This is a genomic window from Corynebacterium tuberculostearicum (genome assembly GCF_046097465.1).
Taxonomy (GTDB): Bacteria; Actinomycetota; Actinomycetes; order Mycobacteriales; family Mycobacteriaceae; genus Corynebacterium; species Corynebacterium tuberculostearicum_I.
Genome location: NZ_CP175799.1, coordinates 744,455 through 762,220, shown reverse-complemented (window position 1 = coordinate 762,220; position 17,766 = coordinate 744,455). Strand labels below are relative to the sequence as shown.

18 protein-coding genes are annotated in these 17,766 nt (G+C 62.1%); 4 read left to right on the top strand and 14 right to left on the bottom strand.

What is annotated here, in order from left to right; all coding sequences use genetic code 11:
- From mtrB to ACKFRX_RS03675, 4 genes are all read right to left on the bottom strand, one after another.
- Complete coding sequence (gene mtrB / locus ACKFRX_RS03690; RefSeq protein ID WP_408928144.1) at positions 1–1,779, bottom strand: MtrAB system histidine kinase MtrB; 1,779 nt, start codon at positions 1,777–1,779, stop codon at positions 1–3.
- A 68-nt stretch (positions 1,780–1,847) separates the two neighbouring features.
- Positions 1,848–2,540 carry an MtrAB system response regulator MtrA gene (gene mtrA / locus ACKFRX_RS03685; protein ID WP_005322406.1) on the bottom strand — a complete coding sequence of 231 codons (693 nt, stop codon included), beginning with the start codon at positions 2,538–2,540 and terminating at the stop codon, positions 1,848–1,850.
- Positions 2,541–2,543: 3 nt separating this feature from the next.
- Positions 2,544–3,158, bottom strand: coding sequence for a dTMP kinase (locus ACKFRX_RS03680; RefSeq protein WP_005322408.1), 615 nt, complete (start codon positions 3,156–3,158; stop codon positions 2,544–2,546).
- Positions 3,159–3,239: 81 nt separating this feature from the next.
- Complete coding sequence (locus ACKFRX_RS03675) at positions 3,240–3,593, bottom strand: DUF4259 domain-containing protein (protein ID WP_040424829.1); 354 nt, start codon at positions 3,591–3,593, stop codon at positions 3,240–3,242.
- 247 nt (positions 3,594–3,840) lie between these two features.
- Here ACKFRX_RS03675 and ACKFRX_RS03670 point away from each other — a divergent pair, with 247 nt between their 5' ends.
- Complete coding sequence (locus ACKFRX_RS03670; protein ID WP_250412651.1) at positions 3,841–4,647, top strand: hypothetical protein; 807 nt, start codon at positions 3,841–3,843, stop codon at positions 4,645–4,647.
- 241 nt (positions 4,648–4,888) lie between these two features.
- Here ACKFRX_RS03670 and manA read toward each other — a convergent pair whose 3' ends face one another.
- Together manA and ACKFRX_RS03660 are read right to left on the bottom strand one after the other, a co-directional pair.
- Positions 4,889–6,118, bottom strand: a complete 1,230-nt coding sequence (gene manA / locus ACKFRX_RS03665; RefSeq protein ID WP_200436100.1) for a mannose-6-phosphate isomerase, class I — start codon at positions 6,116–6,118, stop codon at positions 4,889–4,891.
- A gap of 6 nt (positions 6,119–6,124) precedes the next feature.
- The gene (locus ACKFRX_RS03660; RefSeq protein ID WP_234447432.1) at positions 6,125–7,147 is read right to left on the bottom strand and encodes an exopolyphosphatase; all 1,023 of its coding nucleotides are present in this window, start codon (positions 7,145–7,147) and stop codon (positions 6,125–6,127) included.
- 41 nt (positions 7,148–7,188) lie between these two features.
- Between ACKFRX_RS03660 and cobA the strand changes: the two genes are divergently transcribed.
- On the top strand, positions 7,189–7,926 hold the full coding sequence (gene cobA, locus ACKFRX_RS03655; protein ID WP_408928143.1) for a uroporphyrinogen-III C-methyltransferase: 738 nt from the start codon (positions 7,189–7,191) through the stop codon (positions 7,924–7,926).
- Positions 7,927–8,032: 106 nt separating this feature from the next.
- Here cobA and ACKFRX_RS03650 read toward each other — a convergent pair whose 3' ends face one another.
- From ACKFRX_RS03650 to ACKFRX_RS03635, 4 genes are read right to left on the bottom strand one after another with little or no spacing between them, the layout of a single operon-like run.
- The gene (locus tag ACKFRX_RS03650) at positions 8,033–9,079 is read right to left on the bottom strand and encodes a sulfite exporter TauE/SafE family protein (RefSeq protein ID WP_408928142.1); all 1,047 of its coding nucleotides are present in this window, start codon (positions 9,077–9,079) and stop codon (positions 8,033–8,035) included.
- Positions 9,073–9,759, bottom strand: coding sequence for a sirohydrochlorin chelatase (locus ACKFRX_RS03645; protein ID WP_408928141.1), 687 nt, complete (start codon positions 9,757–9,759; stop codon positions 9,073–9,075). Before ACKFRX_RS03645 ends, ACKFRX_RS03650 begins: the two co-directional genes overlap by 7 nt.
- Positions 9,760–9,770: 11 nt before the next feature.
- The gene (locus ACKFRX_RS03640) at positions 9,771–10,022 is read right to left on the bottom strand and encodes a hypothetical protein (protein ID WP_005322420.1); all 252 of its coding nucleotides are present in this window, start codon (positions 10,020–10,022) and stop codon (positions 9,771–9,773) included.
- Positions 10,019–11,695, bottom strand: coding sequence for a nitrite/sulfite reductase (locus ACKFRX_RS03635; protein WP_408928140.1), 1,677 nt, complete (start codon positions 11,693–11,695; stop codon positions 10,019–10,021). The genes ACKFRX_RS03640 and ACKFRX_RS03635 overlap by 4 nt, the downstream gene beginning before the upstream one ends.
- A 253-nt stretch (positions 11,696–11,948) precedes the next feature.
- On the opposite strand from ACKFRX_RS03635, the gene ACKFRX_RS03630 reads away from it, so the two are divergent.
- Entirely contained in the window at positions 11,949–13,304 is a 1,356-nt protein-coding gene (locus ACKFRX_RS03630) for an FAD-dependent oxidoreductase (RefSeq protein ID WP_408928139.1), read from the top strand.
- On the opposite strand, the gene ACKFRX_RS03625 is transcribed toward ACKFRX_RS03630, so the two are convergent.
- Entirely contained in the window at positions 13,301–14,668 is a 1,368-nt protein-coding gene (locus ACKFRX_RS03625; protein WP_408928138.1) for a phosphomannomutase/phosphoglucomutase, read from the bottom strand. The two genes, ACKFRX_RS03630 and ACKFRX_RS03625, sit on opposite strands and share 4 nt — an antisense overlap.
- 54 nt (positions 14,669–14,722) lie before the next feature.
- Positions 14,723–15,190, bottom strand: coding sequence for a DUF3499 domain-containing protein (locus ACKFRX_RS03620; protein ID WP_150850639.1), 468 nt, complete (start codon positions 15,188–15,190; stop codon positions 14,723–14,725).
- Positions 15,191–15,286: 96 nt separating this feature from the next.
- Here ACKFRX_RS03620 and ACKFRX_RS03615 point away from each other — a divergent pair, with 96 nt between their 5' ends.
- Entirely contained in the window at positions 15,287–15,757 is a 471-nt protein-coding gene (locus ACKFRX_RS03615; RefSeq protein ID WP_005322429.1) for a metallopeptidase family protein, read from the top strand.
- A gap of 81 nt (positions 15,758–15,838) precedes the next feature.
- On the opposite strand, the gene ACKFRX_RS03610 is transcribed toward ACKFRX_RS03615, so the two are convergent.
- Both ACKFRX_RS03610 and ACKFRX_RS03605 read right to left on the bottom strand, forming a co-directional pair.
- Complete coding sequence (locus tag ACKFRX_RS03610) at positions 15,839–16,087, bottom strand: WhiB family transcriptional regulator (protein WP_005528147.1); 249 nt, start codon at positions 16,085–16,087, stop codon at positions 15,839–15,841.
- A 564-nt stretch (positions 16,088–16,651) separates the two neighbouring features.
- Positions 16,652–17,746 (bottom strand): sugar phosphate nucleotidyltransferase, encoded by a 1,095-nt coding sequence (locus ACKFRX_RS03605; protein WP_408922897.1) that lies wholly within the window; start codon positions 17,744–17,746, stop codon positions 16,652–16,654.
- Positions 17,747–17,766 lie beyond the last annotated feature (20 nt).

Sequence of the window (17,766 nt, the reverse complement as noted above, 5' to 3'; positions counted from 1 at the left end):
TTACTTCCTCCTACCCTCAAAGTCCGGGGCCTTATAGGCGCGCCTGTCTGGAGCGGCCGCGCCGCGGTTAAGCTCGCGTTCCGAAGGCCAGAGGATGCCATCGCCGTCGGCCTCGCCATCGCTGCCTTTTTCGCTCTTGTCGACGTGCGGCGAGCTCATGCCCGATGAAATAGCCGGCGTTGCAGAGGCAGGCCCAGCGTCCGGCTCGGCGGCGCCAGTATCCTGTGCTTCTGTAGCTTCAGCTTCGGGTTCTGCCAGTTCGCTACCGTCCGCAGTGCTGGTGACGGGTGCGCCGGGAATCTCCACAGCGATGGGATCCTCGCCCACCTCGGTATTCGGGGTGCGCGGAATAATGAGGCGGAAGCGAGAACCAAAGCCCTCGTAGCCGGTGGCATCTAGCGTGCCGCCATGCAGGACGGCGTCCTCGCGGGCGATAGCCAGGCCCAAACCAGTGCCGCCGGAGTGGCGCTTGCGGGAAGAATCCGCACGCCAGAAGCGGTTGAATACCAGCTCTTCTTGGCCCGGTTTTAGGCCCACGCCATGGTCCGTAACGGTAACGCCCACCGCAGTGTCCGTGGCAGCAACGTCGACCGCCACCGGATTGCCTTCCGAGTGGTCAATGGCATTGGCCAGCAGGTTGCGCAAGATGCGCTCGAGGCGGCGTGAATCGGCCTCGACTCCGATGCGCTCCTCCGGCAGGTTGAGTTGCACCTCCACGTCGAGCTCGCGGGCCAAATGCTCCACCTGCCCGTAGGCCGCCTCCACACAGGAGCGCAGATCAATGGCTGCCGTCGACAAATCCGCCACGCCAGCATCGTGGCGCGAAATCTCCAGCAAGTCCGCGAGCAGCTCCTCGAAGCGGTCCAGTTCGCTCGACATCAAGCGGGAAGCGCGCTGGGCGCCTTGCGGCAGGCTATCGCTTTCCGCCTCAATCATGTCCGCGGCCATACGCACGGTGGTCAATGGGGTGCGCAGCTCATGGGAGACGTCGGAAGTAAACTGCCGCTGCAAATCGCCGTACTCCTCCAGCTGCGCAATTTGGGAGGACAGCTTATCGGCCATGTTATTGAAGGACGCGGCCAAGCGGCCCATCTCATCATCGCTATCGACGGCCATGCGCTCCTTCAAATGACCCGCCGCCAGGCGCTGTGCAATGCGCGAGGCCGAGCGAATCGGCGTAATTACCTGCTGGGTAGCCAGCCAGGCAATGCCCACCAGCAACACCACGACCACCACGCCGGCTGCCGAGAGCAGGCCGCGCATCAACGCCATGGTGGACTCTTCCGATTCCATGGACAGCGCCAGGTAGACCTGCGTATGGGGAATATCGGTATCGGTAGGCGTGCCTACCAGCAAGGCGTTGTAGTGATCACCATTCTCGCGCGGCGCTGGGAAATACTGCTGCGCAATCTGGCCTTGATCCACCATCTCTCGCAGCTGATCCGGCACGGGGAAATCCTCGGGCGAAGTGGTAACAGAGCCATCCTGGTTTTCCACCACGATGACTGGCTCATAGACCGCTTGGGCATCGCCCTGTTGGGCGGAGAGCTGGCCCAACGCAGCACGCGCGGAGTTAATACGTACCTGGACGGAGTTAGCAGAACTGGTGGCATCAATCTGCTGTTCCACGGCTGTGCGGGCGCGCTCCAGCTCCTGTTGGGCCACGTCTTCTTTCTGGCTGACCAGGCGCTGGGTGAGCACGGACACCAGCGCGTAGGCCAAGATGATCATGACCACCGAGGAGGCGACCAAAATCATGCCAATGACGCGCGCCTGCAAAGAGGTGCGCCACGTTGTAATGAAGGCGTCTCGAATGCGCCTTAGACGCTCAATGATGCCGATGGTCCTTACTCCCCGGCGCCGGCCTTGCCGGTCTTATAGCCCACGCCGCGCACGGTCAGCACGATCTGCGGGTCTTCCGGATCGTGCTCGATCTTGGCACGCAGGCGCTGGACGTGCACGTTTACCAGGCGGGTATCAGAGGCATTGCGATAGCCCCACACGGATTCCAGCAGCGATTCACGCGTATGCACCTGGCCGGGGCGGCGCGCCATTTCCAGCAGCAGGTCGAACTCCAGCGGAGTCAGGTTCAGCTCGGTGCCATCGGTGCGGCGCACTGTATGCTCCGGCACGTCAATGACAAGGTCCGCAACCTCCAGGATTTCCGATTCCGCAGAATCGGTGCGACGCAGGCGCGCACGAATGCGTGCGATGAGCTCCTTGGGCTTGAATGGCTTAGTGATGTAATCATCCGCGCCGGATTCCAGGCCAAGGACCACATCAACCGTATCGGTCTTGGCGGTCAGCATAACGATGGGCACGGAGGATTCACGGCGGATGGCACGGCAAATATCTACGCCATTCATGCCCGGGAGCATGAGGTCCAGCAGGATGAGGTCCGGCTCGTGCTGCTCAAAGGCAGGCACGGCGTCATTGCCGTCCATGACCGGAATGGGCTTGAGCCCCTCGGACTCGAGCACAATGGTCAGCATCTCTGAGATAGCCGGATCGTCATCGACAACCAAAATCTTGGGCGCCACGTTTTATTCTCCTACAAGGTCTTTTATCGCTGAAATAATAGTATCCGCATCGGCGGTAGCGATCCAGCGTCCACCCCAGCCCGCATCTGCTAGGCGCCGGTAGGCCGCGGCGGTGCGTTCTTGCAACCCGCCATCGCGTTCGTAGCGGTCGCGTTCCCGGCTGGCGTCCGCTTGGGCTCGTGCCTGCGCTCTTTCCGACGCCACCTCTACCGCCGTATCCAAATACACCTGCAGGTCCGCCTGCGGCAGGCTGAGGGTGCCAAATTCCAGATTGTGCACCCACTCCATCACTGCATCGTCTTCGAGCCGCGCCGCCGAATACGCCGCATTGGAGGCCACGTAACGATCCAGGAGCACCACAGTGTCGGATTCCTTGGCGCGCTGCAGCTGGTCCTTGACGCCATAGCGATCCAACGCGAATAGCGTCGCCATGGCATAAGCCGAATCCGTGAGGTCGCCCATCTTTCCATAGAGTGCCTTTTGCGCTAGCTGCGCGTGAATCGAATCTGCATAGCGCGGAAAGGCAATAACCTCTACGGGCCGGTCCAACGACTCCTTGAGTGCGGAGACCAACGTATTTTTACCGGCACCGTCGATTCCTTCAATGCTGATCAGCATAGGTGTGGGCTATCTTCCCTTCTGTTATTTCATCCGCGGGGCCACTGTCTCGCGGCCGCTGCCGCAAGCAGTGGGTGCGACTTAGGACAGGGCCTCGATGAAAGGCTCGAGGTCATATTCTTCCTCGACGTTTTCGAGCACCTCGAGAGCATTTTCCGTCAAGCTCTCGCTGCCAGAGCCCACCAGCTCCCTAATATAGGGGTAGTCTTCGACAACTTCGCCCGCACTAAAGGGCGCACCAGCCCAAATGGCAGCAATGGTGGCCGCCGCTTGAGCGTTCTGCTCCTCTTCTTCGCTGAGTTTTGGCTTGCTGTGTGCGACCTCGCAGGCATCCTCGACGGCGCGGATTACCCCTTCTTCATCGAGGTTTGCCATCTCGTCCAAGAAATCGATGTTGAGGTCCGTGCTGAAAATATTTTCGTCCCAAGTACTCACTTTTGACTCCTTCGGTGCTTTCAGCGCCATTTATACACGCTTTCTTGGCGAAAGAAAGCAGACGATGAAAAGGTTTGCATGGCCTTCTACGCCCGTGAACTGCCTTTTTGTTTACTTATCACAGAAACGCGACGCCGTCGCAATGTTTCCCAAACATGATAGTCTCGTTACCAACTTGTTACCGGGGCACTGGATCGCCCTCCCCCCTTGGGCTTAAACGGCCCACCTCATAGAAAGGACAGCCACGATGAAGCCAGATTCGCGCCGCGTCTACGTGTTCATTGTGGCCGGACTGATCGCCGCGGTCGTCGTCGGAGTCGCCGTCTGGCGCATGAGCTCGCCGAGCGCCAACTATTCCAATGCCGCGGATCAGTCCGCGACCACCTCCGTCTCCCCGACCCACACTGCAGCAGAGGAGACCACCACTTCTTCCACGGACCATTCCCCCTCGAAGAAGCACTCCGCGCACGCTACGAGTTCTACCGCCTCCTCCGGTGATGCCAAGCACCAGCAACCGCACAACAACGATCCGTTTCTCGCCCCTAATGCGGTAGTGCGCCCACAGGCGGCAACCCAGCCCACCAAGGTATACCGCCCGGAGAATATTTCCCCTCGAGGAACTGCTTCGCAGGGCAATAGCACTACCCAGGGTGGTCAGGGCACCGGCCAGGGCAATCAGCGTCTAACGCCTGATTACCCGAGCAACCAGAACGGCTCGCAGTCTACTGGCGCCCCGCAGAACAACCAGGGCGGCAACCGTGGCAATGGCGGCAACACCCCGCAGGCCACCACTGCCCCGTCGACCCAGCAGCCTTCGGCTGAGGAACCTTCCGTGCATGATGATGCGGGCAAGGCTTCCGACGCACCGGCCCATGAACCAGCCGGCACGGAGCGGCCCGAAGCCGAAAAGGCGGAACAAGAACAGCTCACTGGCCATGCCGCTGCAGAGCGACCATCCGCCGATCAGAACCAGGAGCCTACCGACTTGGTGCCGACTAAGCAGGCACCGGTCACGGCCCAGCAGGCACCGAGCGAAGCGGCGCCTTCGCGCTAATTCGGAGTCGGCTCTCAGCGTAGGCGAACAAAACAAGCACGTTTCCTCGATTTTGAAGGCAGAAATCGGGGAAACGTGCTTGTTTTGCATGTGCTGGCACGCGGAAGCTACGAAGCAGCCACAATGTGCGCCAAGAATTGGGCGGAGCAAGCCACAACGCGGCCGTAGTGAAGACGGAAAAGCACGCTTCGCCTGAAACCGGAGGACGGCGGCGAAGCGTGCTTGTGTGGCTTAACGCGGACTAGGCGCGGGCGACGAAGAGGTCGGCGGCGTCGGATGCCGCAGTAGCGGTAACGAGCCTCTCGGAGGCTGGCAGCCAGACTGCTTGGCCTGGGGTCGCGGTGAGGGTCTTGCCCGCAGCATCGGTAAAGGTTACGGAACCTGCGGTACACAGGGCGATGGTCGGGCCGTCGTAATCAAGATCCACAGAAGACGAACCGGTGAGCTCCACGCGGTCCAGCAGGAATTCCTCGATGGGTACCGGGTACGACCATGCGGCGGCATCGTGGACATTGTCTTGGGCGGACTTATCTTGTTGTTGCACTCGCGGCTCGTCGGCAGCGGCGTAAGTCAAGACCTTGACCAACTCTGGAACGTCCACGAACTTAGGCGTCAGGCCACCGCGCAACACGTTATCGGAATTAGCCATGATCTCCACGCCGAGGCCGGAGACATAGGCGTGGAGCTGGCCGGCATCCAAGTAGACGGCCTCGCCGGGCGAGAGCTCGATGTGGTTGAGTAGCAAGGCGCCCAGCACACCAATATCGCCTGGGTAGCGCTGGTTAAGATCCAGCACCGTGGACATGACGCGGGACTTCCAATCGGCCGGGTCGGCGGCGATCAGGCGCTCGCCGGCGGCCACAATGGCGGAAATGAGCTCCTTGCGCTTGGCAGCCGGAATGGTAATCCACGTGGTGAAAAGGACGCGCAGGTTGGCGGACTCGGTGGTTGCCGAGGGGTCGTCGTCAAGCATGGCAACGTAGTGATCCAGCTCAGGGCACTCGAGGGCGGCAAAAAGCTCGCGGGTGCGCGCCAAGGGGCGGAAGCCGGCCATGGCATAGAAATCCGTGAGCGCGACGATGAGCTCGGGCTTGTGGTTATCGTCCTTGTAATTGCGATTGGACGCGGTGAGCTCGATACCGGCGGCGTTTTCGCGGGCAAAGCCCTCTTCCGCCTGCGTCTTTGACGGGTGAGCCTGCAAGGACAGCGGCTCCTCGGCCGCAAGCACCTTGAGCAGGAAGGGCAGGCGCTCGCCGTACTCGGCAGATACGCGGCTGCCTAGCTGCCCTGCCGGATCCTCTGCAATGACCTCGTTGAGCAGGCGGCCATCTACCGTGGAAGGGTCGCCGGGGTGGGCGCCGAACCACAGCTCTGCGACGGGCTTGTCGGAATCGGGCTGGCCCTGCAGGTGCGGGATAAGGGTACGCGAGCCCCAGGAATAATTGCGAGTGGCGCTGTGCAACAGCTGCATGTGTTTCTATCCTTTAGAAATCTCGTAGGCGGTCGCGGCAAAACTCCGCGTAATAAGCTGCAGTGAGCGGGCAAGATGCCCCAGGCCCGGTTCCGGGTCGATGCTGCGGACTGCAAGCGAGTTGGGCAGGTTCGCCTCTTCCTGCCCCCAGAAAACTACCTTCAAGGGTACCAAAGCGCCCTCAGCACCATCGCCATCAATGAAGGGGTCAAAGAAGAGATCAGTGGCCGGGGAACTATCAGAATCCCGGTCGAGCGCGCGGCGCAATTCGGCCGGGTCCACATAAGCGCTCGGCAGGCCATGTACGGCCCAGATGGTCGCGGCCATGCGGGCTACGAGGGCGTCGAGCTGCACGTGCTCGCGACGCTCAGAATAAGAGTACGGGTCGAGCACGCAGGAATGGATGACGCGGGCGCCGTCGATAAACTCGCGCAGTTGGCGGCCCGGATTGGTAGTGGCATCGCGCTCGGGAGAAAGCTGCGCGAGCTCGCGGTCCACGGCCGCAGCGAGGTCCTCGAGGGTCTCCTTCACCGCGGTCGGGCCCTGATAGAGCAGGCAGCACAGCGCATGCAGGGCGGCAATGCTCCGCGCGGGCGAGCTACCCTCGGCCGTCGGCAGGCAAGGTGCGACGAGCGTATCCTCCGGGCAGTCCTCCACCAGCGGGCCCTTAGCCGGTCCGATGAGCAGGGTGGTGGCACCGCGCTGGCTGGCAGTTATGAGGGCGCGCGACGCCCAGTCGCACTCGCCGGGCTCGCCGACGACCACGACCAGGTCCAGCGCCCCCACGTAGCGCGGGAGCGATTCGGTCACCACAATCGGGATCCGCAGCGGCTCGGCGAGGCCAACGCCCAGGTGGGCGGCCTGGCGGGCAATCGCGTCGGTGGGAATAATGACAAGCGAGCGGGGATTGAGCCCGCTGAGCGCCTCGCCCCAGCGCTCCACTTCTCCGGCCACTAGGCGGATTTGGGCGCCTTCGTGCGCCACATCGAAAAAGCGCACGGTTTCGGCATCGTAATTACCGGTATCCATGTGGCCCAAGCATAGTCGGGCGCCCACTAAGATGAAGTCCTATGACTTCCGCACAGATTCATCCCGTAACCCTGATTGGCGGCGGCCCCGGCGCATGGGACCTCATTACCGTGCGCGGCATGCGCGCCCTGCAGGATGCAGAGGTTATTCTTGCCGATCACCTAGGACCTACGGCGCAGCTCGATAAGCTGTGTGATATTTCTTCCAAAGAGCTTGTTGACGTCTCTAAGCTCCCCTATAAGAAGTCAATCTCGCAGGAAAAGATCAACGAGCTGCTCATCGAGCACGCCCGTGCCGGCCGCAAGGTGGCCCGCCTTAAGGGGGGCGATCCCTTCGTCTTTGGGCGCGGCTTTGAAGAGGTGCAAGCGCTGGCGGAAGCGTCTATTCCCACCACGGTCATTCCGGGCGTGACCTCAGCCATTTCCGTTCCCGCGGCCGTAGGAATCCCAGTAACCCAGCGCGGCATTGTCCACGGGTTCACGGTGGTTTCCGGCCACCTGCCGCCCGGCCATGAAAAGTCCTTGGTGGACTGGGCAGCGCTCGCCCGCTCTGGCGCCACGCTCGCGGTCATCATGGGCGTGAAGAATGCCCCGGCGATTGCCACTGCGCTTATCGACGCCTCCCTCTCCCCCTCCACTCCTTGCGCCATCATCCAAGAGGGCACGCTTTCTACCGAGCGCGCCTATCGCTGCACCTTGGGCACCCTGGCGCAGACGATGGCCGAGCACGAGATCTCCGCGCCGGCGGTCTACGTCATCGGCGAGGTGGCCGGGCTGTAGCACCCCTCGGGGCCTTCAGGGGCCGCGAGGCCAACTTGTGGCCGCGCTCTACCCCACCGCAGCCGGGCTTTGGCCCGTATCGTGGCCAAAGGTCGCGGCGGAAGGGCTACGCACGGTCAGCGGCGGGGCTTTTGGGCGCCTTATCCTGCACGATGGTTACGCCAGACTTGCGCGAACCGTGGACGCGGTGGGCGGCGACGCGCTCCGGATAATCCGGGGCATGGAACTCAGCATGGGCAGCCTCCTCAGCGTTTTCGGCTTCCAATTCCGCCGCACGCGCACGCTTGGTGCGCAGCGCGCCACGGATGGTGGCCGCTACACCAGCCGCGACCACGACCGCGATGGCAGCGGGGGTAACTGCTGCAGGCACTGCCCAGCCAAAGTATGTCTCGGCACCGCCGATCACCTTGCTGATGTTCAGGCCAACGATGGCGGTGCCCACCAGTCCGCCGAGTAGGATCGGGTTGATGCGGGAGATGAGCCACGCGGCGATGGGCGCGGTGATGGCGCCGCCGATGAGTAGGGCAATGACTGCGGCCAGGTTGGCGACGATATCGTGCCAGAGACCGACGATAAAGCCCGCGGTGGCGCCGAAGGTCACTAGGAACTCAGCGGCGTTGACCGTACCCACTATGCGGCGCGGCTGCTCCCGGCCGATGGCCATGAGCGTGGAAGTCGACACCGGGCCCCAGCCGCCGCCACCGGTGGAATCGACGAATCCGCCCACAAGGCCAAGACCGGCGAGAAACGGCGTGGAGTGGGTGCGCTTATAGGCGGAGCCTCGGCGACGCGGTTGGGAGAAACGCCAAATGAGGTTGGCGCCGATGCCGACCAAGATGAGAGCGGTCACCGGCGCGGCCGCAGCGGTGGAGATATTCGACAGTAACGTGGCGCCTAAGAAGGCGGCGATCCCGCCCGGCACGCCGAGACGGACCACGGTTTTCCAATCCACGTTGCCGAAGCGCGCGTGGCTCAATCCGGAGATGGCCGTGGTACCAAGCTCAGCGGTATGGACGACGGCCGACGCCTGCGCGGGACCGAGGCCTGCCAGCAACAACATCGTGGTAGACGTGACGCCGAAGCCCATGCCGATGCCACCGTCCACGAGGTTGGCGGCCGCACCGGCGAGCGCGATGAGGATGAGGGTTAGCATGGCGCGAACACCTCCTGTGCGGCGCGACGGGCGTGGTGAAAGCGATCTGCAACGAGGCCCGCGAGATCAGTGCCAAGAGGGCGGTCGACGGTCGCGGGAACGCCCGCCAGCCGGTCAAGGAGCAGGCCCTCGGTCACGAAGAGCGGAATCACGCGCACGCGAGAGGGGTCTTGATGCTCGCGGCACAGGGACACGATCCCTTCGCGACCACCGCGGGTGGCAAATTCCACCGCCGTGGGCACGCCGGTGAGCGCGAAGGTGCGGTGGGCGAGCTCACGGATGGCATCGTTAGCCGCGGTGTCAGAGGAACCGACGGAGTAGATGACCACATGGGCATCGCCAGGCCGGGTACGAGAGGCGAGCACGCGGGCGAGGTCCTCGCCGATGCCGAGCCCAGGGGCGAGGTGGAGAGAAAGGTGGGAGGTTTGGGCGGCGTCGGCAAGCACGCGCGGGACGTCCACGCGCTGGTGGTAGCCCTGGGTAAAAAGCAGCGGAACTACAACGGCCTCGGTCTCCCCTAGCTGGGCGAGCTCGAGCGCGGCCGTGGTGAGGTCAGGCTCGTTGAATTCCAGGTGCGCCGCGCGGGCTGGTCGCAGACCCGTGGCCTGGGTCAAACGCTCAATGCCGGCCGCGGCGCCCGGGTGCCGCGAACCGTGGGACAGGGTAATAAGTGCGGGCATGGGGCGCATCCTTAAGCCTGCGGTGCCGTGGAGTGTCCGCGGCGGGCAAGCGAGCGCTTTAGGGCCTCGTTGGAGGACACGGCCGGTGCGGGGGCTACCGGGGCATCGTCTTGGCCGTGAAAGCGCACGGAGAAAATCCGCAGGCATTCCTGGCACTTCCAGGCAAAGTCATCTTCCTCATCCGGGAAGAGGTCGGTGCCGGCGCAATACGGGCAGAAGCTGGGATGGTTGCGGTTGGGGTTGGGCTGGCGGCGAAAATTCACTGCAAGTCCTCCTCCTTGGCACGCAAGACCCAGTGGCGGAATTGCTTGCCGTCCTCGCGCTGCTCCTTGTATTTGTTGACCAGGCGAATGACGTACTCGGGCACCTCATCGGCGACGACCTTGTGGCCGCGCAGTTTGCGGCCCCAGTCCGGGGACAGGCCAAGGGCGCCACCCAGGTGGACCTGGAAACCCTCGACGCGGTTGCCCTCGGAATCGGTGACAATCTGGCCCTTCAGGCCGATGTCCGATACCTGCGAACGCGCACAGGCGTTGGGGCAGCCGTTGAGCGCGATGGAAATCGGAACGTCCAAATCGCCCAAGGTGTCTTCCAAGATGTCTACCAACTCGATGGCGCGGGCCTTGGTGGTCACGTGCGCGAGCTTGCAGAACTCCAGGCCGGTGCAGGAAATGACGCCGCGGCGGAATTCGGACGGCTGGGAGTATAGGCCGGTCTCATCGAGCGCGCGGGAGAGCGCCGGAATGTCTTCTTCCTCCACATCGAGGAAGAGCAATTCCTTCATCGGAGTGGTGCGGATGCGGCTGATACCGAACTTCTCGGCCACGTCCGCGATGGCGATGAGCTGCTCGCCGGTGGCGTGGCCCACGGTGGGTTTTACGCCGACGTAGAACTTGCCATCCTTCTGGCGGTGCACGCCAAGATGATCGCGGGAGCCAGGCTCGACCTCCAGTGGGATGCCATCCAGCAGCGGCTTGTCTAGGTATTCTTCCTCCAGCACTTGGCGGAACTTTTCGATGCCCCACTTGGCTACCAAGAACTTCAGGCGGGCACGGTTGCGGTTGCGCCGGAAGCCGTAGTCGCGGAAGATGCCGACCACACCGGCCCACACTTCAGGCACGCGCTCTAGGGGAACCCAGGCGCCGAGGGACTGCGAGAGCATCGGGTTGGTGGACAGGCCGCCGCCAACGAAGCAATCGAATCCCGGACCATACTCGGGATGGTTCACGCCCACGAAGGCAACGTCTTGAATCTCGTGCGTGACGTCCTGGCGGGAGTTGCCGGAAATTGCGGTCTTGAATTTGCGCGGCAGGTTATGGAATTCCTCGCGCGGCAGGTAGTTATTCTTGATTTCTTCGATGGCTGGGGTGGCATCGATAATCTCGTCCTCGGCCACGCCGGCAACCGGAGAGCCCAAAATGACGCGCGGCACGTCGCCGCAGCCCATGAGCGTGCTCAAACCTACCGACTCGAGCTTGTCCCAAATGGTGGGCACATCCTCGATTTGAATCCAGTGCAACTGGATATTCTGGCGGTCCGTAAAGTCCGCCGTGGAGCGGGCATAATCGCGCGAGATCTCACCGACGGCGCGCAGCTTGGCAGGATCGGCACGGCCGCCGTCGAAGCGCACGCGCATCATGAAGTACTCGTCCTGCAGCTCGGCGTTGGACAGCTTGGAAGTCATCTCGCCACCCAAGTTCTGGTTACGCTGAGTATAAAGGCCCAGCCACTTGAAGCGAGGGGCTAGGTCATCGGCCGGGATAGAGGAAAATCCCTGCTTGGAGTAGATATCGATGACGCGCTGCTTGGCAGAAAGCCCGCCGTCTTCCTGCTTAATTACCTCATCGTTATTGAGGGGCTCGGTGCCGTCAATCTTCCATTGGCCTTCGGGCTTTTTGGCGCGGGACGTGCGCTTGGTATTAGTCGCGGTGGTCATGGTGTAGATCTCAACCTGCCTTTCCAAAGTATTGAAAGACAACGTACCCGTCTAAAATGACCAGACAAAGCGGTCTTTTTTATTTTCAACTAAAAAATCGCCCTGAACTGCATGAAGAGAAAAATATTTTTAGAATCTAATTCAACTCCTTGCCACAACCTAGACTAAACGGTTCAATTGCCAGAAAGATAAGCCACAGAAAATGAACCTAGCGGTCTAGACCCCGCGATAGAGAGAAAGGCATTCACGCAGCATGAATCAGCCCTTGAAGGTAGCCGTCATCGGCGCAGGCCCGGCCGGCATTTACGCCTCCGATATCCTGGTGAAAAAGACCGGCGGCGAGGTACAAATTGACCTCATCGAGCAGATGCCCGCGCCCTTCGGTCTCATCCGCTACGGCGTAGCGCCGGACCACCCGCGCATTAAGGGCATCATCAAGTCCCTGCACCGCGTGCTCGATACCGAGCAGATTCGCCTGTTGACCAACGTGCATATCGGCCGTGACATCACCGTGGACGAGCTGCAGCAGCATTACGATGCCGTGGTCTTTGCCACCGGCGCCGTGGGCGATCGCCACCGCGATATCCCTGGCGCGGACTTGGACGGCGTGCATGGCGCCGGCGAGTTCGTCGGCTTCTACGATGGCAACCCGCACTTTGAGCGCGACTGGGATCTCTCCGCCAAGGAGGTGGCAGTCATTGGCGTAGGCAATGTGGGCCTTGACGTCTCCCGCATCTTGGCCAAGACCGGCGATGAGCTCAAGGTCACCGAGATCCCCGATAATGTCTACGAGTCCCTAGCCAAGAACCAGGCTGAGACCGTGCGCGTCTTCGGCCGCCGCGGCCCGGCGCAGGCCAAGTTCACCCCGCAGGAGCTCAAGGAACTGGACCATTCCGAGTCCATTAATGTTGTGGTCTCCCCCGAGGACATCGACTATGACGAGGCCTCGCTGGCCGCGCGCCAGGAGAGCAAGTCCACCGACTTGGTGTGCCAGGTGCTAGAGCAGTACGCGATTCGCGATCCAAAAGAAGCGCCACACACGCTGCAGATCCACCTCTTTGAGCAGCCGGTAGAGATCTTGGGCGAGGACGGCAAGGTCAGCGGCATCAAGACCGAGCGCACCGCGCTCAACGGCGATGGCAGCGTGCACGGCACCGGCAAATTCACCGAATGGCCGGTGCAGGCGGTCTACTTCGCCACCGGCTACCGCTCCGATGCGGTCGATGGCGTGCCATTTAACCAGGACAAGAACGTCATCAATAACGATGGCGGCCATGTTATCGATGCGGCCGGCGCGGTAGTGCCGGGCCTCTACACCACCGGGTGGATTAAGCGCGGCCCGGTGGGTCTGATTGGCAATACTAAGTCCGATGCCACGGAGACGATTGGCATGCTGCTTGCCGACGCCGCTTCTGGCGCCCTCCCCTCCCCCTCCAGCGCCGCGGATATCACCGAAGTCTTTGCCGAGCGCGGTATCGATTACCTGACGTGGCAGGATTGGCAGCGCTTGGACGCGGCCGAGCGCGCCCTAGGCGAGCGCGAGGGCCGCGAGCGAAAGAAGTTTGTGGAGTGGGAGGACATGGTCTCCCACTCGCGCGCCGAGGTTTAGCGGCGAATGATGGCAAGGACCTCGTCGACGATGGACTGCACCTCGTCGGCGGTCTTTGCCTCTACATTGAGGCGCAACAGCGGCTCCGTATTGGACGCGCGCACGTTGAACCATGCCTCGGTTCCCTTGAGCTCGACGGTCACGCCATCGAGTTCATCGACGGACTCAATCTTATCCGCCAGCTCATCCAGTACTGCCTGGGTAGCGGCCTTCTGGTCCTCCACGGTGGAGTTAATCTCGCCGGAGGCCTCGTAGCGGGAGTATTCCGCCATGAGCTCGCTCAGCGGCTTGTCGGACTGGCCCAGTGCGGCCAGCACGTGCATCGCAGCAAGCATGCCGGAATCAGCGTTCCAGAATTCCTGGAAGTAGTAGTGCGCGGAGTGCTCGCCACCGAAGGCAGCCTTGTGCTCGGCCATCTGCGCCTTGATGAAGGAGTGGCCCACACGGGTGCGCACCGGGGTACCGCCCTTTTCCTTAATGAGCTCCGGCACGGTCTTGGAGGTAATCAGGTTGTGGATGATGGTAGCGCCGGGGAACTTCTCCAGGTAACGCTCAGCCACCAGCGCACAGATGGCAGAAGGAGAAACCGGCTGGCCCTTTTCATCCACCACGAAGCAGCGGTCCGCATCGCCGTCGAAGGCCAAGCCAATATCGGCCTTCTGATCCACGGTGAACTTCTGCAGGTCTACGAGGTTCTTCGGGTCCAAGGGGTTAGCCTCGTGGTTCGGGAAAGTGCCATCGAGCTCGAAGTACAAATCGCGGACGTCGAAAGGCAAGCCATTGAAGACGGCCGGCACGGTGTGGCCACCCATGCCATTGGCGGCATCGACAGCTACGACGAGCGGCTTGGAATCCTCTAGCGGTACCAGCTTGCGCAGGAAGTCGGCGTAGCCGGCCAGAATCTCCTGTTCGGCAATTGCACCCTCGGTGCCGGTGAACTCCGGGGTGCCGTCGATAAGCATCTGCTTAATCTGCTCCAGGCCGGTCTCCTGGCCCACCGGTACCGCGCCGGCGCGGCAGAGCTTAATGCCGTTGTACTTGGCCGGGTTATGAGAGGCGGTAAACATAGCACCCGCACACTCCAGGGAGCCGGCGGCGTAGTAGAGCTCGTCGGTAGAGGTTAGCCCCAGCAGGGTCACGTTGAGGCCCTGTGAGGTCACGCCCTCAGCAAAAGCGCGCGCCAGAGACGGCGAGGACGGGCGCATATCGTGGCCGACTGCTACGGTATTTTCGCCTTCTTCCCGCAAGATGGCGGCAAACGCGGCGCCCGTATCGCGCACTAAGTTCTCATCGATATCTTCGCCCACCACGCCACGGACGTCATAGGCCTTAATTACTGCATCAAGATGCTCACGAGTTCGCATAACCTGCAATAGTACCCCCGCCGACTGGGAAACTACCGCACCACGGGGTTCGTGTCAGTCCTGTTCCGGTTCCGCGGGCGTCGTTTCATCGGGCACGACGGAAAGGTGGGCGCGGCGCGCCTTTTTGGCATACGCCACGCGGCGGGTGCGAAAGACCGGGTGATTCGAATTGGCAGGGTCTGCCCCATCAAAGGTGGCGGAATAGTCAATAGGGTCTGCACCGGAGCCGGCGCTGCGGTCATCGACCAAGCCGGTGGTCACACGGCCGTCTTCCTTGACGGCCTCTGCCAGGGCCATCAGGTCATCTTCCTCGTCCAGCTCAATGCGGTCCACTCGCACCAGTTCCCAGCCCACTGGGGCGGAGATGCGGTCACGGTGGGTGGCACACAAATCCCAGCTGTGTGGGTTCTCCTCTTCCGCCAGCGGCCCAACGACGGCCGTCTGGTCCGCGTAAGCGTAGGTCAATGTCGCCACGGCGGGGCGGCCGCAGCCTGGGCGGGAGCAATGGCGAGAAATAGTCACAGCGCATAAGTCTAAACCCTTAGTTGAGATTTAGATAGTCTTCGCCCCGGCGTGGCTCCGCTAAAACCAGCCCGCCAGGACCCTAGAATCAAGGTCATGACCGCCGCTCGCCCGCATATCCGCCCCGCCCGCGACCGCCACGGCCACGGCATGCGCGGACCTCTCCTCCCCCAGCAGACCCCGCGCTACCGCAGCGCGCGCGAGCACTTCGACATGGCCGTATTGGAGGCCTATGCCCCCATCCAAAACGCCTTCGCGCCACAATTGCGGGGCCTCGACTTGGCTGTAGACACCATCCCGCGCATGCGGCTTTCGCCCGATATGACCGTGCTACCGGATGAGATTATCGCCGATGGTCCAGTTCCCCTCGGCCGCGTGGTTCCTGCCGGCGTAGATTCCGAGGGCCAGCCCACCCGCGCACGCTTGGTCATTTTCCGCATGCCCATCGAGCAACGCGCCTCCACCCCGTCCGAGCGCTCCGAGCTCCTGGGTACCGTTATCACCGCGCTGGTGGCCAACTACCTCAACTTGGACCCCGAAGAAGTGGACCCGCGCTATAGCTGGTAGCCCCGGTAAATTTCGCGGCGCAGCAGAAAAGCCCCTGGCCACACATTGCGTGCTAGCCAGGGGCCTTACTGGACACCTTAATTATCCAATCTCGCGCTTGAGGCGGCGGCGCTCACGGTCAGATAGCCCGCCCCAAATACCGAAGCGCTCATCGTGCTCCAGCGCGTACTCCAAGCATTCATCGCGCACCGCGCAGGCCTGGCAAATGCGCTTGGCCTCACGGGTAGAGCCTCCCTTTTCAGGGAAGAATGCTTCAGGGTCGGTCTGCGCACACAGCGCCTGGTCCTGCCACTCCTGCTCGACGGCACCGAAGAGTTCATCGAGCGACATCTCTGCAGCAGCACCGCCACGGAGAATGGCGTTGTTATTAGCCATTTTGTCCACGCCTTTTCCTTTCTCCGAGGTTGGGTAATTCTCATCAGTGCGACCGACTGTACACCACATTCCCCTTGGGTAACCCCGCCGGGATGGTGTGGAAGTAACGGCGCCGGCCGCTGTTTCTTTCACTGATGTAATTTCACACCGGATCACTAAATATCGTCAACCCGAATTGGCGGCTTCTTCGCGCTTTCCGGCAAAAACGCAGCACACGATCCCCATCCGTCACATCCGTAACAACTGATCCCCTGTGGGGGTATAGGTAGGGGGTACTACATGTAGTGGTACCCCGTTTTCTGTCAACAATTTTCAGGAAATCCCGGCGTGTCGCGCGCACAACCCCGCAAAGAAGGGATCCATGCGCTTCACATCTATGAAGATTCCGCACCATGTCGGCCGGTTCGCCTAGGCGCAGCGACTGGCCCCATAAAAGAAAGGCCGAACCGAGGCTCTATTTTCCTCAGTTCGGCCTATCCCATCTGGGCCTAGTGCAGTGCCTTGGCCACGGCGGAAGCGTTAAGCATCGGAGCTAAAACGCACGCCGGCATCGGGGATGGAAACGCCAGGGAAGACACGCATGCCGTCGAGAAGCTCGCAGCGTGCGCCGATGTGGGCGCCTTCACCAATGACGCAGTTCTCAATGACCGCGTTGGCGCCAATGTGGGCACCGGAGGCAATGATCGAGTTGTGGATGATGGCGCCTGGCTCAATGCGCACGCCGTCGAAGACAACGGTGCCCTCCAGGCGGGAGCCCGCGCCCACCTCGGAGCCACGGCCCACTGCGGTACCGGACAGCAGCAGCACGCCACCGGCGATACCGGCGGAGGGATCCACCAGGGACTCACCGGTCTTGCCCTCAATCAGCGGAGAAGGCGCGATGCCGCGTACCAGGTCGGAGGAACCACGGGTGAAGTCATCCGGGCGGCCCATATCGCGCCAGTAGGAGTTGTCTACGTGGCCGACAACCAGGCGGCCTTCAGCCAAGAGCCCTGGGAAGGTTTCGCGTTCCACGGAAACAACGCGGTTGGCCGGAATGGACTCGATGACGGAACGCTTGAATACATAGCAACCGGCGTTGATCTGGTTGGTGGGCGGATCCTCGGTCTTTTCTAGGAAGGCGGTAACTCGACCGTTGGAGTCGGTCGGCACGCAACCAAACGCACGGGGGTCAGCCACGTTGAGCAGGTGCATGGTGACATCGGCGTCCTTGTCATGGTGCGTGGTGAGGATGCCTTCCAGATCCATGCCGGAGAGCACGTCGCCATTGAAGACCATGACCGTGTCATTGCGCAGCTTGTCGTAGACGTTGCGGATGCCGCCGCCGGTGCCCAGCGCGGTCTCTTCCACCACGTACTCGATCTCCAAGCCCAGCTCGGAGCCATCACCGAAGTACTCCTCAAAGACCTCGGCCTTATAGGAGGTAGACATGACGACGTGTGTGATGCCGGCGGCCTTGATGCGGGCGAGCAGGTGCTGCAGGAACGGGTAGTTTGCCGTCGGCAGCATCGGCTTCGGCGTACCGATGGTTAGTGGGCGCAGGCGGGTGCCGCGGCCGCCGACGAGAATCACTGCATCCGTGCTGGCACCGTGGGTGGTGGCTGCTTCAGTCATAGTCTTCCTTATGTATGCGG